The sequence below is a fragment of the uncultured Phocaeicola sp. genome, assembly GCF_948499155.1.
Lineage (GTDB): Bacteria > Bacteroidota > Bacteroidia > Bacteroidales > Bacteroidaceae > Phocaeicola > Phocaeicola faecalis.
On the sequence record NZ_CAOOSE010000014.1, the window covers coordinates 69,186 to 85,959 of the forward strand.

The 16,774-nt window shown below is 44.9% G+C and carries 9 protein-coding genes and 1 pseudogene; 6 read left to right on the top strand and 4 right to left on the bottom strand.

What is annotated here, in order from left to right; translation table 11 throughout:
• Positions 1-12 precede the first annotated feature (12 nt).
• From QYT14_RS11395 to QYT14_RS11405, 3 genes are all read left to right on the top strand, one after another.
• Positions 13-3,165, top strand: coding sequence for a hypothetical protein (locus tag QYT14_RS11395; protein WP_288325943.1), 3,153 nt, complete (start codon positions 13-15; stop codon positions 3,163-3,165).
• Positions 3,166-3,192: 27 nt separating this feature from the next.
• Positions 3,193-5,352, top strand: a complete 2,160-nt coding sequence (locus QYT14_RS11400) for an alpha-N-acetylglucosaminidase (RefSeq protein ID WP_288325941.1) — start codon at positions 3,193-3,195, stop codon at positions 5,350-5,352.
• A gap of 536 nt (positions 5,353-5,888) precedes the next feature.
• The gene (locus QYT14_RS11405) at positions 5,889-8,168 is read left to right on the top strand and encodes a glycoside hydrolase family 95-like protein (protein ID WP_237039545.1); all 2,280 of its coding nucleotides are present in this window, start codon (positions 5,889-5,891) and stop codon (positions 8,166-8,168) included.
• A 201-nt stretch (positions 8,169-8,369) separates the two neighbouring features.
• Here the strand turns inward: QYT14_RS11405 and purN are convergent, their stop codons facing one another.
• Positions 8,370-8,930: a phosphoribosylglycinamide formyltransferase gene (gene purN, locus QYT14_RS11410; RefSeq protein WP_288325939.1), complete on the bottom strand. Its 561-nt coding sequence runs from the start codon at positions 8,928-8,930 to the stop codon at positions 8,370-8,372.
• A 152-nt stretch (positions 8,931-9,082) separates the two neighbouring features.
• Between purN and QYT14_RS11415 the strand changes: the two genes are divergently transcribed.
• From QYT14_RS11415 to rnc, 3 genes are read left to right on the top strand one after another with little or no spacing between them, the layout of a single operon-like run.
• On the top strand, positions 9,083-9,319 hold the full coding sequence (locus tag QYT14_RS11415) for an acyl carrier protein (protein ID WP_005944768.1): 237 nt from the start codon (positions 9,083-9,085) through the stop codon (positions 9,317-9,319).
• Positions 9,320-9,337: 18 nt separating this feature from the next.
• Positions 9,338-10,603, top strand: coding sequence for a beta-ketoacyl-ACP synthase II (gene fabF / locus QYT14_RS11420; RefSeq protein ID WP_237039543.1), 1,266 nt, complete (start codon positions 9,338-9,340; stop codon positions 10,601-10,603).
• Between the two features lie 2 nt (positions 10,604-10,605).
• A complete protein-coding gene (gene rnc, locus QYT14_RS11425; protein WP_288325937.1) occupies positions 10,606-11,520 on the top strand; it encodes a ribonuclease III in 915 nt (304 codons plus the stop codon).
• Between the two features lie 102 nt (positions 11,521-11,622).
• Here rnc and QYT14_RS11430 read toward each other — a convergent pair whose 3' ends face one another.
• The 3 genes and pseudogenes from QYT14_RS11430 to QYT14_RS11440 all read right to left on the bottom strand — a co-directional run.
• Positions 11,623-13,176, bottom strand: coding sequence for a sulfatase (locus QYT14_RS11430; protein ID WP_288325935.1), 1,554 nt, complete (start codon positions 13,174-13,176; stop codon positions 11,623-11,625).
• Positions 13,177-13,194: 18 nt separating this feature from the next.
• Positions 13,195-15,237: a Sip1-related alpha-galactosidase gene (locus QYT14_RS11435; protein ID WP_288325955.1), complete on the bottom strand. Its 2,043-nt coding sequence runs from the start codon at positions 15,235-15,237 to the stop codon at positions 13,195-13,197.
• A pseudogene (locus tag QYT14_RS11440) lies at positions 15,211-16,584 on the bottom strand (alpha-L-fucosidase); the annotation flags it as partial. The pseudogene QYT14_RS11440 and the gene QYT14_RS11435, both read right to left, overlap by 27 nt.
• Positions 16,585-16,774: the final 190 nt, after the last annotated feature.

Consider the following 16,774-nt stretch of genomic DNA (forward strand, 5'->3'; position numbering starts at 1 on the left):
TGATTCTATGATATGAAAAAACACTCTTTGCTATTATTGCTTCTGTCTTTTGTACAGGTGTTTCCGCTTTTTGGGGAAACACCTTACAAGGAGGAACGCCGGGTTATCTATTCCTCGGAAACGCCGGAAAATCCTTATCTCTTGCAACCCGGACATAGTCTGGAACAAGCTGTTTCATTTCCCCAACGTACGTATCCCACTCGCAAGTTTCTGCGTGTAACCGGTGGTATCAAGATGCCTGCTCCCTTTCAGGAACGTGGTGAAGAGATGTTCCGCCGAAGTGAGTTCTTTATTGATGATAATCTGGACTCTGTCGTTACTCGTAAAGATCGGTATTCTCTTTATTTCAAGGGAGAGAATGATGCTTTTGAGCGTTATGCCTACTTCCGTGTCATGGGAGAGGCGCTCAAACCGGGAAAACTGACTGTGCATATCCCGGTGGTCCGCCGTCAGCAGTTGACTGTGGACGCTAAGGGACGGTTTGGATTGGAACTGGAACTTTATTATAAGAAACCGGGACGGGCGGCGCAGGATATTTTTGATGCTCCCGACAGTGTGTTGTTTGTGCCTGTTCCTGTCGGTACGGGAAAGTATCAGGATGTCAGCCGTACTTTTACATTACCCGACCATGTGGCTTGTGCTTTACTGTGTGTGGGGGGAAGCGACTTCAGTGGCGAATGTTGGTTGGAAGCACCTCGTTTGGAGCAGAATGGCAAAACAGTGTGGCATGTTCCTTTTACAAAGTTTGCACAAAAAGCGGATCAAGTGAACTATTGGGTAGGTTGTAATTTGGCTACTCGCAGTTGGCCGCGTTGGAGATTGGAGTTCAACGGCAAGGAGGTATTCGAGGGTAATATCTTTGACCGTGCTTCCAATGTAGCTGATTTTTATATTCTGTTGCCCGAAGATTTGCAGAGAACAGGTCATTTTAAACTCTCTTTGTTGAAAGAGCCTCACCGGGCTGCTTTTCCTTATGAGGTGCGGACATTGGAGTTGATTGAAGAGACGGCCCGTGACTTTGAGATTATTTCAGTTCCTAAGTATGTATCCAAGTCTGCCTCTTTCGGTGTTTTGATTGAGACGAACCGTCCGGACGTGAAATTGCAGGTGAGGGGTGATGTTGCTTTGCAGCCTGTGGCACAAGATGTTCAGTTTAAAGAACCCGGACTGCACGTTGTAGAGTTCAGGGCGGATTCTTGTCTGGCCGGTGTGAAAATAGAGTTTAGTGACGGTAGCCGTAGCGAGGCTGCTGTGATAGAACAGATTGTGGAACGGGCTCCCGAGAATATATATATTTCTTCGGGAGATGAAATCTATATCGACAAGCAATATACTCCATACAGTTATTTCTTTAAATGGTATATATCACAACGCATAGGTAACTGGTATCAGTTCCGTCCTTCTTACCAATGGAGTGGATGCCGCATAACCAATCCGGAAACAATAGGATATTATACCCGTTTACTGAATCGTCTGAAGATACCTTATGCATGGCAGGTGGAAGGCAGAACCTTGGCAGGTAATCGCTTGAATCCGACAAATGAAGAACTTGCCTCACCTATGTTCCGTGGAAAACAAGCCCATGAGAATGATGGTGGTTACTATTATTGGCAACATTTCAAATATCAGGGACTGCATTCGGACATGGCTGCCCGCAATCGTCCCTGGGGTGGTATCTTTGCGAAGCATCGCCCTATTTACACAGACCATGGCACATTTATCCATTATGATACGGAGGGTGTGACCGATATGGCAGACGGAGCCCGGAAACTGGTATCCAACTTGCGTTACTCTAAAGGAGAAAGTGTGCGTCATACAGGCCCTTCTTCCTTATTCCGTTATTTTTATCAGGCAGGTTATGAATGGGCGGGAGCCGAACAGATGTATGGCCCTGAAGAGACGATACTTTCTGCTCTGCGTGGTGCATCTTTGGCATACAGCCGTCCGGTATATGGTTCGTTGCATGCAATGCAATGGGGAAGCGGCCCTTTCACTGACCCTAAACATTCGTTGCGTCTCTATCTTTCATTGGCTGCGGCCTATATGCACGGTTCGTCACACATGAACACGGAAGAGGCTCTGTGGACAGACGAATTTATGAACGACCGCTATTCTCCATCGGGTAAAGAACACATTGCGGCACAGCACCGCATGCTTGATTTTATTGAGACTCACAACCGTCGTGGAGAGTTTCATAGCAATATAGCTGTGATTCAGGGGCGGAATGATGCATGGAAATCTTTTGGACGCGGCAGCTTGTGGTCACAAGACGGCGAAAAGTGGAAGTTCAACAAGGCTTGCGAAAGCTTTGATTTGCTGAAAGTGTTTTATCCCAATCATATCATTGACGGATGCGGTCCCGAAGGATGGTTTACTTCTACGCCTTACGGACCGGTTGACTTGTTGCCGGTTGAGGCTCCGCAGGATGTGATGAACCGATATAAAGCGATGATTTTCTTGGGATGGAATACCTATGATAAGGGAGATTTTGAACGTATACGCGATTATGTCTTCAATGGAGGAACACTGATTCTGTCTGCTGCCCATATCAATGCCGGCTTGCAGCCGGATGAACAACCTGTCTTCCCGCAAGATGATGCCCCTGTTCGCGAGATGTTGGGAGAAGACTACCGAAACCTGACACAACAAACGGTATTGGGCTATGGCAAAGGAAAGGTGATTTATTTCCCGACACCTTTGTATCCGGCAGAAGAACCGTTGAAGGCGGACTATATAAAAGTCATGCAGGATGTTGCTGCGTCGACTGTTAAGCCCGAGGCAGAGAATGGCTGGATAGATGCTGCTCCGTCAGTAGGGTTTGCAGCATGGCAGGATGGCGGGCGCCGTACACTTTATGTATTGAATACAGATTGGCAGAGTGATAAGGAAATGCATCCTTATACTTTTGTCTATGGAAATGGCAAGTTCCGCCTGTCCATAGCCCGTTATCAACTCGGTACGATTCATTGTGCGGCTCAGCTGGCGGTAGCTCCGTCAAGCAATACCACCGATGTGCTTTCTATTGTGAAGGAAGCTGACGGATGGACGGTACGGGTTCAGACCACCGGCCCCGATACCGTTAAATTTATGTTTGCAAACAATGGTGTGGAAAAAGAAATCTCTTTCTCTTCTCCCGGTATACACGTTTGCAAGTTGCCTTTATAAACAGAATATTAACTTTTAAATCATAAAATGAACATGAGAACGATTTGTCTTATTTGCATGCTCTGTCTGGCAGTGGTTGTTAAAGCGGCTTCTCCCATACAAGGTTTGCTGGAACGTATTGATAAGGGGGCCTCACGCAAGTTTGTCATTGAACAGGTGAAGTCGCCCACTGATTTCTTTGAATTAGACCAAAAAGGTGATAAAGTAGTGATTCGTGGCAATAATTATGTGAGCATTGCCACAGGACTGAACTGGTACTTGAAGTACTATGCGGGTGTCCAACTTTCGTGGAACGGTATGACGGCACAACTTCCTGCCGTACTTCCTGCCGTGCCTCAGAAAGAACGTCATGAAACAGATTTGAAGTATCGTTATGACTTCAATTATTGTACCTATTCCTATACCATGGCCTTTTGGGATTGGAATCGTTGGGAAAAGGAAATAGACTGGATGGCATTGCATGGCATCAACCTTCCTTTGGCAGTGGTAGGTGCAGATGTGGTGTGGTATAATGTATTAACCAAACTGGGCTATACCAAAGACGAAATCAATGAATTTATTGCCGGTCCTGCTTTTCAGGGATGGTGGTTGATGAATAACCTGGAGGGTTGGGGCGGTCCTAACCCGGACAGCTGGTATAAACAGCGTGAAACTTTACAGAAACAAATCTTGAAGCGTATGCGTGAATATGGCATCCAGCCGGTATTGCCGGGCTACTCGGGCATGGTTCCTCACAATGCCAAAGAGCGTTTGGGGCTGAATGTTTCCGATCCGGGTTTATGGTGCGGTTATCGACGTCCTGCTTTCTTGCAGCCTACAGATCCTCGTTTCAATGAAATAGCCGACCTTTATTATAAGGAGATGAGTCGTCTGTATGGCAAAGCCGATTTTTACAGTATGGACCCCTTCCATGAAGGAGGCAGTGTGGCAGGTGTCGATTTGAATGCTGCAGGCCAGGCTATCTGGGGGGCAATGAAAAAGGCGAATCCGAAAGCGGTCTGGGTGGCTCAGGCATGGCAGGCAAATCCTCGCCAAAAGATGATTGAGAATCTTCCTGCCGGAGATTTGATAGTGCTCGACCTTTTTGCCGAGAGCCGTCCTCAATGGGGTGACCCTGAATCGACTTGGTATCGTAAAGAAGGTTTCGGCAAGCATGACTGGCTCTACTGTATGTTGCTGAACTATGGAGGCAATGTAGGGCTGCATGGAAAGATGAAGCATGTCATCGATGAGTTCTATAAGGCAAAAACGTCTTCTTTCGGAAAGACAATGAAAGGAGTGGGTATGACTATGGAAGGTTCGGAAAATAATCCGGTGATGTTCGAACTGTTGTGTGAACTGCCTTGGCGTCCTGTTCTGTTTGACAAAGACGAATGGCTGAAAAACTATACTGTGGCGCGTTATGGCAAGGCCGACAAAGCTGTTCAGGATGCATGGCTGCTGTTGAGTAATACCATTTATAACTGTCCGGCAAAGAACACCCAGCAAGGAACACATGAATCTGTCTTCTGCGGCCGGCCGGATTATGATGTTTATCAGGTATCCAGTTGGAGCGAGATGGAGCCTTATTATAAACCGGAAGATATAATCCGTGCGGCAGGCATGATGCTTTCGGCAGCCGATGCCTTTAAGGGAAATAATAATTTTGAATATGATTTGATAGATATTGTCCGTCAGGCAGTGGCGGAAAAAGGGCGTTTGGTATATCCTATTATGATAGATGCATATAAGGCAGGAGAAAAGGAACTGTTTGCGGCTGCTTCACAACGTTTCCTCGAGCTGATTCTGTTGCAGGATAAATTATTGGCTTCCCGCCCTGAGTTTAAGGTAGGCACATGGATTGAGAAAGCGCGTAACTTGGGCACGACTCCTGAGGAAAAAGATTTGTATGAGTGGAACGCACGCGTGCAGGTCACTACGTGGGGAAATCGTGTGGCAGCCGACAAAGGCGGATTGCGTGACTATGCGCACAAAGAATGGAACGGCTTGTTGCGTGATTTCTATTATAACCGTTGGAAGGTATGGATTGACTGCCAAAAGGCACAGCTGGATGGTGCACCGGTGAAAGCAATAGATTTCTATGCCATCGAGGAACCATGGACCAAACAAACTAATCCTTATTCTTCGCAGGCCGAAGGCGATGTGATAGCTGTCGCCAAAGAGGTGTATGCCAAGATTACGGAATAGTATTCTCTTATTACCTTGAGGGTGTGTCGAAACTCTCATAAACTAAAAATCACCCTCGCCACAGGTAGTTGTAGCGAGGGTGATTTCGATAAAAGGGAAGTTTTGATACATCCCCTTTTTTTATCCCTTTTTCCAGGGTCAGTTATTATTGGGTGATTTAGCATATCAAACACCTGTCCCCGGATGTTTTCTCCTCCGGTTTTCAACCTCTGCATGCGTTTTGAACACCCTAAGTCGTTTCATTAGCCGGGCTAAGCCTTTTCGTCCTTTCGATTATGCCTGTCTGTCAGTCGAATTACTACAGTCTTCGGCAATGGACTGTATAGTCCGTTGTAGTAGACCGTACAGTCCACCGTAACGGACTGTACGGTCCGCTGTCGGAGACTGTAATAATCTTCCGTCTAAAAAGGCTTGGCTAACCCTAAGAAACGGCTTACTCTTCCCTTTGTTTGGACTTTATAAAAAAAGTCTGTAACTTTGGCAAAGAGAAGTCTATTGAGAAAAATAAAATACGTCATTTATAAACTATTAGAGCAATGTATTCTATCATTAAGTGTTATTTGCGGCATATACTTGCCGTTTGTGTAGTGTCTTTGTATACGATGACAGGTGCTGCCGCTTCGTCGGTCAAGCTGGATGTGGATTGGCCACAGTTTATGAGTAAACAGGACATGGTGTGGGAAACACTCCCTGAGTATTGGTATGAATCAGCTTATATGGGCAACGGTATGTTGGGGCTGATGATTTATAAAGAACCGGGACAAAATTATATTCGGTTGGAAACAGGAAACTGTGCAGTACATGATCATCGTAAGGGCAAGAACGATCTCTTCAGTATCGGACGCTTACTGACCGGACATTTTGCTTTGCATCCGCAAGGTGAAATCCTGAATGGCAAGATGCGGGTGGATTTATGGAATGCCGAGACCACTGCTGATATTGTGACCACAAAAGGAAAAATCCATTTACATAGTTTTGTGCATAGTGAGAAGATGATTATTATCACTAAGGCCACTACCGAAGGCGGGGAAAAGGATTTCCGTTGGGAATGGGTACCGGCTCCTTCGGAGAGTCCGAGATATCTGTTTGCCAAAGGAGAGGGCAATTGGATTAAAGTGCCCGAAGATTATCCGCTTAATCCGGCTCCCGAAGTAACCGGGACGGAAAAGGAAGGTATGTCTTACCAAAAACTTCAGGCAGGAGGTGAAACTGCAGTTACCTGGAAGGAAACGGTGAAAAAAGGAGAGCGTGTGCTGTGGGTGAATCTGGCCCATTCTTATCCGGAATCCAATGCCCGTGAAATCAGCCGGAGCGAACTGGAGGATGCGTTGCAGTGTGGGTATAAAAAATTGCAGAAGACTCACCGTCAATGGTGGAATGCCTATTACCCTGCCAGTTTCCTGACATTGCCCGAAGGTGTGAAAGAGAATTTCTATTGGATACAAATGTATAAATTGGCTTCGGCAACGCGTGCTGACAGGGCATTGATAGATTGTACCGGGCCGTGGCTCACCAAAACTCCGTGGCCGAATGCCTGGTGGAATCTGAACGTGCAGTTGACTTACTGGCCGTTGAATGCTTCCGACAGATTGGATTTGGCTGCTTCTTTGGAGAATGCTCTTTATAATAATGTGGAACAGTTGCGGAAAAACATTCCGGAGGCGTATCGGCATGACGCTTTGGGACTGGGGCGTACCAGTAACTTCTATTGCGCTACAGAGCCGGTCGGCATTCCCGGAGTGAGTAAAACGGCTGAAGTGGGTCTGCTCACTTGGGCTTGTCATAATCTTTGGTTGATTTATCGTCATAAGATGGATGATGCGCTTTTGCGCGATAAGTTGTTTCCTTTGCTGAAAGGGGCGGTAAATTATTACCTGCATTTCTTGCAGAAGGAAGAGGATGGAAAACTGCATCTTCCTGCTACTTATTCTCCTGAATATGGAAGTGCTGAGGATTGTAATTTTGACCTTTCTTTACTCCGTTGGGGCTGTCTGACTTTGATACAATCGGCAGAGAGACTGAATATTGACGACCCTCTGCTTCCTAAATGGAAAACCGTGTTGGAAGAGTTAACTCCCTATCCGCAGGATGAAAATGGATTGTTTATCGGACGAAATACGCCTTATGCGTTTTCGCACCGGCATTATTCGCATCTGCTGGCAGCCTATCCATTGTATACGTTAAACAAAGAACATCCTGAGGATGTGGATCTTATTGAGAGGTCTCTTCATTTCTGGCAGTCGAAGACCGGAGCCCACCAGGGTTATTCATTGACCGGAGCCTCTTCTATCTCGTCTGCATTGGGAAAAGGAAATGATGCATTGGCTTATTTGAACAAGTTGTTTGGCCGCTTCTTGAGTGTGAATACATTGTATAGAGAATCGGGGCCGGTGATTGAGACACCGCTGTCAGGGGCGCAGTCCATCCACGATATGTTGTTGCAGAGTTGGGGAGATAAAATCAGAGTTTTCCCTGCTGTTCCGGATGCATGGCAAGATGTGGCTTTTGAGGGGTTGCGGACAGAAGGGGCTTTCAAGGTGTCTGCCAATCGGAAAGCCGGAAAAACAGAATTTATACAGGTTAAGAGTCTGGCCGGAGAACCTTGTATCCTTGTAACGGATATCGCACGGCCTTTCTTTAAAGGCAAGCGCCATCTGGAAGTAAAGCAGTTGGGTGAGCATACTTATCAAGTTGATTTACAGAAAGGCGAGGAAATGTTGGTTTATCCTGAAGGTACTTCACCTGATTTGATTATTCGTCCTATTCAGAACACTTCCATTCACTGCTTTGGAAAGAAGTTGAAAGATAAAAAATAACCTGTCATGGGAGTGTGTCAAAACTAAAACGCCCTATCGTCAACTGTAGGGGCAGGGTTTGCCTGCCCGAACCAACGGGTACGACCTTGGGAATAATACACAAAGCAAGCTGCTTTCGGGCGAGCGAACCTCGCCCCTACTAGCAAAATGATAACATTAGCAATGTTTTGACACATCCCCATTGATTGGCATAGGCACGGATTACATGAGTATTCTTTCAATCACTTGTGGAAAGTGCTCATACTCCAATGCATGTACTCGTGCAGCCAAAGTTTCCGGAGTGTCATCGGGCATGACCGGGCATGTAGCTTGGAAGATTGTATCTCCCTCGTCGTAATGCTCATTGATAAAATGAATGGTGATTCCACTCTCTTTTTCTGCTGCAGCGATGACCGCTTCGTGCACACGATTGCCATACATTCCTTTTCCACCGAATTTAGGAAGAAGAGCCGGATGAATATTTACTATTTTATTCGGATAATCATGCAAAATATCATCGGGTACCTTTAGCAGGAAACCTGCCAAGACGATAAAATCTGTTTGATAACGGTGCAGCACTTCCAAGGCTCTACCTTCTGTAAAACCCTGAGCCGGAATAAATTCGGTAGGAATTCTCAGTCTATCAGCTCGATTCAATACACCGGCTTGTGGCTTGTTGGTAATGACAACCACCACTTTTGCCGTTTCTCTTTCTGAAAAATACCGGATAATATGCTCGGCATTCGTTCCTTCTCCCGATGCTAAAATTGCGATTCTCTTCATGACTTTACTGGTTTTGGTGCACATAAAACAAAAAAATGTGCAAAAATTCGCATTTATTTGCCTGAATATTTGCGCAGCCCAAGAAATATTTATTCCTTTGCAACCGCAAAGAAAATAAAATTATTCGATTAATTAACTAAAATTTGAAAGTTATGTCTGAAATTGCAGAAAGAGTAAAAAACATCATCGTTGATAAATTGGGTGTAGAAGCATCAGAAGTTACTACAGAAGCTAGCTTCACTAATGATCTGGGTGCAGACTCATTGGATACTGTAGAATTGATCATGGAATTCGAAAAAGAATTCGGTATCTCTATTCCTGATGATCAGGCTGAAAAGATTGCTACTGTTGGTGACGCTGTTTCTTATATTGAAGCTAACGCTAAGTAATTATCCTTATTTTATAATATGGAATTAAAAAGAGTTGTAGTAACAGGTCTTGGTGCGCTTACTCCGGTTGGTAACACTGTTGCCGAAACATGGGAGAATCTTGTGAATGGTGTAAGCGGAGCAGGGCCTATTACTCATTTCGATGCGTCTAAATTCAAAACACAGTTTGCTTGTGAGGTAAAAGGGTTCAACGGAGCCGATTTTATCGACCGCAAAGAAGTGCGCAAGATGGACTTGTATACACAATATGCCATTGTTGCCGCTAAAGAGGCGATTGCAGACTCGGAAATGGACCTCGAAAAAGAAGATCTGAACAAAATCGGAGTAATATATGGTGTAGGTATCGGTGGTATTCATACTTTTGAGGAAGAAGTCTTGGGCTATGCTCAGACAAAAGATACTATCGGACCGAAATTCAGCCCGTTCTTCATTCCGAAAATGATTGCTGACATCGCATCCGGACAGATTTCCATCATGTATGGTTTCCATGGACCTAACTTTACAACGACTTCTGCATGTGCATCTTCATCAAATGCTATCGCTGACGCATTCAACTATATCCGTTTGGGTAAAGCGAATGTGATTGTAGCCGGTGGTGCTGAAGCTGCCATTTTCCCGGCCGGTGTAGGTGGTTTCAATGCTATGCATGCTCTTTCTACCCGCAATGACGATCCTCTGCATGCTTCTCGTCCATTTAGCGCAAGTCGTGATGGTTTCATCATGGGTGAAGGTGCAGGATGTTTGATTTTGGAAGAATTGGAACATGCCAAAGCACGTGGTGCTAAGATTTATGCAGAGCTGGCCGGTGTAGGTGCTTCTGCTGACGCTCATCACCTCACTGCTTCTCATCCTGAAGGATTGGGAGCAAAATTAGTGATGCTGAATGCTTTGGAAGATGCAGAAATGAAACCGGAAGATATTGATTATATCAATGTTCACGGAACTTCTACTCCTGTAGGCGACGTTTCGGAAGCAAAAGCTATCAAGGATGTATTTGGAGAACATGCTTATAAGCTGAATATCAGCTCTACCAAGTCAATGACAGGTCACCTGCTGGGTGCTGCCGGAGCTGTAGAAGCTATTGCAAGCGTGTTGGCTGTAAAAAATGACATTGTTCCGCCGACAATTAACCACGAAGAAGGTGATAACGATGAAAACATCGATTATGAGTTGAACTTTACGTTCAATAAGGCTCAGAAACGTACTGTAAATGCTGCGTTGAGCAATACTTTCGGTTTTGGTGGTCACAATGCATGTGTAATCGTGAAAAAATACGCTGAATAATCGTGTTTGGCAATATAACAGATAGGATAAGACTTCTTTTTCGTAAGGATAAGGAGTCTTATTTTCGTTTTTATAAGATGCTGGGCTTTTATCCTAAGAATATCAGCATTTATGAACAGGCTTTACTTCACAAATCTTCGTCTGTGAAGTCTGAACAGGGACGTCTGCTTAATAATGAACGTCTGGAATTTTTAGGAGATGCTATTTTAGACGCAGTAGTGGCAGATATTGTTTATAAGAAGTTTGAAGGAAAACGTGAAGGCTTTCTTACCAATACTCGTTCTAAGATTGTCCAACGTGAAACTTTGAATCGGTTGGCTACTGAAATCGGTCTGGATAAACTGATTAAATATTCTGCACGTCAGTCTTCTCACAACAGTTATATGTGTGGCAATGCGTTTGAAGCATTGGTCGGTGCCATTTATCTGGATAGGGGCTACCGTGCCTGTAAGTATTTTATGGAGCACCGTATTATCGGACCTTATATTGATTTGGAAAAGATTTCACGAAAAGAGGTCAATTTCAAATCTAAACTGATTGAGTGGAGCCAAAAGAACCGTGTTGAGATAGTATTCGAACTGATTACCCAGTCGCATGACCAATGTTTCAGCCCGACATTTGAAAGTGAAGTGCTGATTGAGGGTATTCCGGCCGGAAGAGGAAGCGGCTATTCAAAGAAGGAATCACAACAAAGGGCGGCTCATGAGGCCATGGGCAAGATAAAAAACAGTGCTTTTATGGAAAGTGTCTTGGCGGCTAAATCGGTGCGTGAAGCTCCCCAAGAGGAAGTTATGGTTCCTCAAGAAGAAGTGGTGGAGACTGTAATCAGTACTGTATCCGAAGAAATCGGTATTTCTGAACTCGACGAAAAGATTATCAGTGAAGCTGAGGAGATGGCTTTTAAGGAAGCGAAATAATTATCTGTCTTCGTATACACAAAAATCGGAATTATTTCCTTTCCTGTTTTTCTTTTGAAATGAAATAATCCCGACTTTCATATAGAGTTTTGAGTCAAGCCTTTACACTTCGTCCGGCCATGGACAGGGTTTGTTTGTGGCTTTAAAGCTGGGGCGTTGCCCTCCTACCTTACGTAAGTAGCTACCTAGTTCGTTGGATAAGCGTTTTACAATATCAGGGTGTTGTGCGGCTACATCATGTTTTTCTCCGATATCTTCGGGGATATTAAACAGTTCTTTTTTGCCGGTCTCATAATAATAGACCAGTTTCCATTCATCTTTTCGGATGGAGCAGTCCAGATTGATGCCGGGGCCGTCATTTCCCCATATATTCGGGAAATTCCATACGATTGCACGTCCTTTGGATGGGTCTCCGGTTCCTTTCAGCAACGGTATGAAACTGGTTCCGTCAAGCGGTTGTACGGTTTTATAATTTTGGACTCCTGCCATTTCGAGGATGGTAGGATAGAAGTCTTCAATCATCAGATATTTGTCACAGCGGGTACCGGGAGTGACTACACCGGGCCATCTGACAATCATGGGCTCCCGGATACCGCCTTCGTATAAAGAGCCTTTTCCACTATTTAACGGATAGTTTTGAGTATGGAGTTCACCGTCACGCCATGCAGGTTCAGAAGCCAGTCCGCCATTGTCGCTCATAAAGATAATAATCGTATTATCTGCCTCATCATTTTTGTCCAGCCAATCCATCAAGTCTCCCAGACTTTTATCCATTCCTTCGATGAGTGAGGCATAGGCGGCTTCCTTTTCGGTCAATCCTTTCTTGAGGTATTTGGGATAGAAGCGCATGTCTTTGTCTACGGGTATATGAATGGCATAATGTGACATATACAGGTAGAAAGGCTGATTATATTTTTTAGCTTTATCCAGTGCTTTGATAGCTTCACGAGTCAAGGCTTCTGTTGCAAATACACCTGTTCCCCAGTAGTTCTCCAGTCCGGGAATGGCCATAAGTGAGTAAGGTTGGCCGTCTCGTTTATGACCATAGTTCTTTTCACTCAGATAAGTGGCGAGTCCTCCGGCAGCGTGTCCGGCAATGTTGACTTCGAATCCCCAATGGTTAGGGTTTTCGCCCGGGGTGTCGATAGACCCGAAATGAGCCTTACCGCAGTGGATAGTGTGGTAGCCGCTTTGTCTTAATAAATCGACAAAAGAGGTTCCGACAAAGGTGTTTGGAGTACCTTCTACCTGACTGACCCCATTATAATTCCAATCCGGTAATTGAACCGTTTCACTTTGGCGGTCGGTGGTTTTGTCTCTTTCAAGTGTCCAATTGGTGACCCTGTGGCGTGCGTTGTTGACGCCTGTGATAAGGCTGCATCGGGTAGCTGAACTGATGTTGCAGGCATAGGCCTGTGTAAACATCATTCCTTTTTGGGCCAAACGTTCCATATTGGGAGTTTCGTAGGCTTCATTATAATGTGTTTTCTGTGTCCAGAAAGGTAATGAAGTGTCTTGCCATCCCATATCGTCCACCATAAATAAGATGATATTGGGTCTCTGCTCTGCAGAGGGCTGTGTAGCTTTCTCCCGTGCTTGTGCATTGGTTCCTGCTACAGAAGCCAAGGCTAAGGATAATAGTAAGCTTTTATTCATATAGGTTTGTTTTATGGGTTATTTATAGATTACAATTTGTTTCGGTTGATTGATGGATATACTTCTCAACTCCGCTTTTCCGGCTTTCTCTATCCATACTTTCAGTACACCCGGACATAAAACGTTTAGTGTCAGTTGATTATCTGTTAATGAGACAATCTCAACAGTGGCGGGGGACAAATACTTTTCTTGAATGCCGATTACTGCCCAGCCTTTTTCTATCGGGCAGAGATGGAAGAGCTTGTCCGTAAATCCGGTTAATTGGATAGAGGTCTTTTCGGATAGTTCTTCGGCTACTTGTTTCTCCCAATCATAAAGTAATATGCGCGAAGCTTGAGTTGTCGGGATTCCTGCAAATTCTCCGCGTAAATAATAGTCATCTTTGCATAAGGTTGTCTCTACTTGTTGGAATTCGGGAGAAACATTAAGGTTATAACAGATAACCGCTAATGCACCATTGCCAACCGGTGCCATGACACGGTAGGCTTTTCCACTCCATAATGGGTTGGTAAGAACGGATTCAGGCATAGGCACAGCCGGCTCGTTGGGACGGAACAGCTTTCCTTGTTCATCAATTAATGGCAGTATATGCTCTTTGATAAAATCTTTAGGGGAGTCCGACAAATAGACCGGCCCTCCCGAAATTGCCTTGGAACGCGCCATCAAAGCACCACAAACAGTATCGCTGGAGTGGAACATATCATGGTCGGGCCATACTGTTTGTCCCAATAATAAAGTATTGGTATAGGATTGGAACAGATGTGATTTCGCCATATTCTCATTGTACTTCTTATAGTCAATGCTGACGCGGGTGCTGTTGCTGTAAAGCACATGGTCTGTATTGATAACATTTTGTGCCATACAGTTCATCAACCCCATCTTCTGTCTATGCATTTCCTCTTCCAGACTCCGGTTGCAGTCAGCCGCCTGTCTGATACTTTCTATTCCTCCCATATAAAGAGGAAGTGTGAATGCTTGATTGTCGACTTTCAGAAAGTCAAATCCATGTTCTTTCAATGAGCTGACATAATAATGGTAGAAAGTGCGGATGTTGGCACTGTCTTTACCCGGCAACAGGCATTGGTTCTGTCTGTATAATATGTGCTGAATGTCGGTCGGGAAGTCGTTTTCAGGTGATAATCCCATCCAATATCCTGATAAACTGTACCATAGCCCCATCCATTTGATTTTATCGTCCTTCTTATGTGAGATGATATTTCCCCATCCTGAGGGGAAACGCTTTTTATCAGGCATAAAACCGGTCAGTTGTCGGTTTTTGTTGGCAAGATGTCCGTCGTCTATTAAAACATATCTGATGGGAATCTTGGAGGCTTCAATCGCTTCGATATCGTTTGTTATTTTGTTTTCATCTATATCGTAATGATAATGTTCCCAAGTGCACCAGCCCAGATAGCGGAAAGCTTCGAAATAATCTTTCTCTGTCCGGCTCTTCAAACTGGAAACTTCTTTGTCTGCAATCAGGGCTTGATAAGCCTTGCGTACAGTTTCATATACAGATTTAGCCTGTCCGGTTAATAAAAGAGGAACGGTAGGGGCAAGGGCATCTTTTCCTAAAGTTGAAACGTAAAGGGTTATCGAATCGTTTTTATTGACTTGCAGCCAGCTTAGGCTATTTTTTCCTGCAACAGCTTTGGCAAATACAAACTCTCCATTTTTAAGCTCAAGCAATAAAGCATCCCCCACAGTGGAAGGGGCGGCATTGGAAGGAATTCCCGGGTATTGGGAATCTGTCAGCTCGGCTAAATGATTGAAAGTCCAAGGAAGGAGCCGGTTGGTATTGTTGGGCCATTCGTAATCTCCCGGCCTTGAATCGCGGCTGAAAAAGGTGCCACGGACATAATCCGGTAACTTTACGGGATAAGCAACTGTTTGGGTACGTTCGGGAATAGTTCTGGCATAAGAGACAGTGGTTGAAATATGAGTCAGGTCAATACTGTCTTGCATGAACAAAGCCGGCATATCCTTGAATGATTTTCCTTTTTCGTACGTGTAATCTGTCTGTTCAAGAGGAGTTATATGGTAAGCACTAAAGTTGATAATTTCGGGTTGCGCTATTGCTTCTGTAATTGTCAGGCGAAGAACTGCGGTCTCTACCGGCTCAAATCTTTCTATCCGTTTGTGGCCGACAGACTGCCCTGCACATACAGTTTTCCATTTACCATCCACTTTTGCTTCCACCTTATATTGACGGATTCTTTCTCCCTTGGCTATATCTTCTTGAAGGATACAATAGTTGACGGTTTGCTTTTTATCTAATTTCAGCACCAGACTTTTCTTTTGTCCGGCTGTCTGGGCAAGTGGAGTACTGAAACGACGGTTTATTTCCTGTCCCCATTCCATAAGGCGCTGGCGGTCTCCATCGGGAATTAATCCGTCAGGATTCGGTGTCAGTCCCATCATCAGGGTGGCATTACGTCCCACAGACTTTTCATACATATTCATCAATTCATCCACAGAGTAGATATTGTTTTCATCGTCCGGCTCCCAAAACCATTCGTGGCGGCCATTGGCGCCTCGTAGTGGACTGTCTGCCATTGACGGTACCCAGTATCTGCCGTTAGGGTCACCATGCTTCAGCAGTTTTCCGTGGTCGCGATTGGGCTCGGTGGCATTGCTATGGCTGTAGGGATAAGGAAAGGTGCTCCAGCAAGGATAACCGACAGTGCCCGACTCAGAACCGCCCCAGCGCAAATCCGCTCTGTCTACATTGTGATAAAATAGGCAATTGGGTTGATACTTGTTGACGATGGGTTCCACGTCCGGTCCGTCTCCATGAGGGTCGTCGGCTCCGCCATCAAACCAAATCATGAATAATTCTCCGTAGCGTGTGCATAGCTCTTCCACCATTTTCTCGCAATATCGTTTATACCATGCTTGTCTGTTGGCTGCAAACTCCCCGTCACCGGCTACTTTAAAATTATGTATACCCAGTAATGAGTTCCATCTGATTCCTACATAAATGCCCGGCTGAATACCATATTTACGGCAAGAGTTGACAAAATCCCGGACGATGTCCCCCTTTCCATCTCTCCATTTTACGGCTTTCAGGCAATATGGATTTACGTCGCTTTGCCATAGACCGAACCCGGTTTCGTGCGTGGCTGTCAGTACGGCAAATTTACATCCTGCTGCTTTGGCTGCCTGAATCCATTGGTCAGTATCCAGTTGGGTAGGATTAAATATATTATAATCTTCAATGGGATTGATACGGTTATTGCCTTGTCCGTAACGTATTCCATCAAACACATGAAGGTCATAGTGAAAAACGGCTCCCATTTCCGCTTCGTGCCATTTCAGCTGATGAGGTTTGGGAACAATAATTTCTTGTTGTGCATAACACAAGACAGAGCTCATAACGAGCATTATAGATAGATAGAGTTTTTTCATTGCTTATACTATATTTAGCACATGGTTGTTGGTGGACAGTGCATCCAAAGATAGAATAAAAAAATGATATTCAGCCGAGAATCCTTCTTTACTTTACCGCAAACCAATATGGCTCTCATAATGAAAGTGATGGATGGCGGATAAACAGTGTGGAGAGATACCCTCCAAAGACAGGTTGTCCTGCCTTTGG

Coding starts and splice junctions, on each gene's coding strand:
- QYT14_RS11395 (WP_288325943.1), top strand. CDS start 13: ATGAAAAAACACTCTTTGCTATTATTGCTTCTGTCTTTTGTACAGGTG.
- QYT14_RS11400 (WP_288325941.1), top strand. CDS start 3,193: ATGAACATGAGAACGATTTGTCTTATTTGCATGCTCTGTCTGGCAGTG.
- QYT14_RS11405 (WP_237039545.1), top strand. CDS start 5,889: ATGTATTCTATCATTAAGTGTTATTTGCGGCATATACTTGCCGTTTGT.
- purN (WP_288325939.1), bottom strand. CDS start 8,930: ATGAAGAGAATCGCAATTTTAGCATCGGGAGAAGGAACGAATGCCGAG.
- QYT14_RS11415 (WP_005944768.1), top strand. CDS start 9,083: ATGTCTGAAATTGCAGAAAGAGTAAAAAACATCATCGTTGATAAATTG.
- fabF (WP_237039543.1), top strand. CDS start 9,338: ATGGAATTAAAAAGAGTTGTAGTAACAGGTCTTGGTGCGCTTACTCCG.
- QYT14_RS11430 (WP_288325935.1), bottom strand. CDS start 13,176: ATGAATAAAAGCTTACTATTATCCTTAGCCTTGGCTTCTGTAGCAGGA.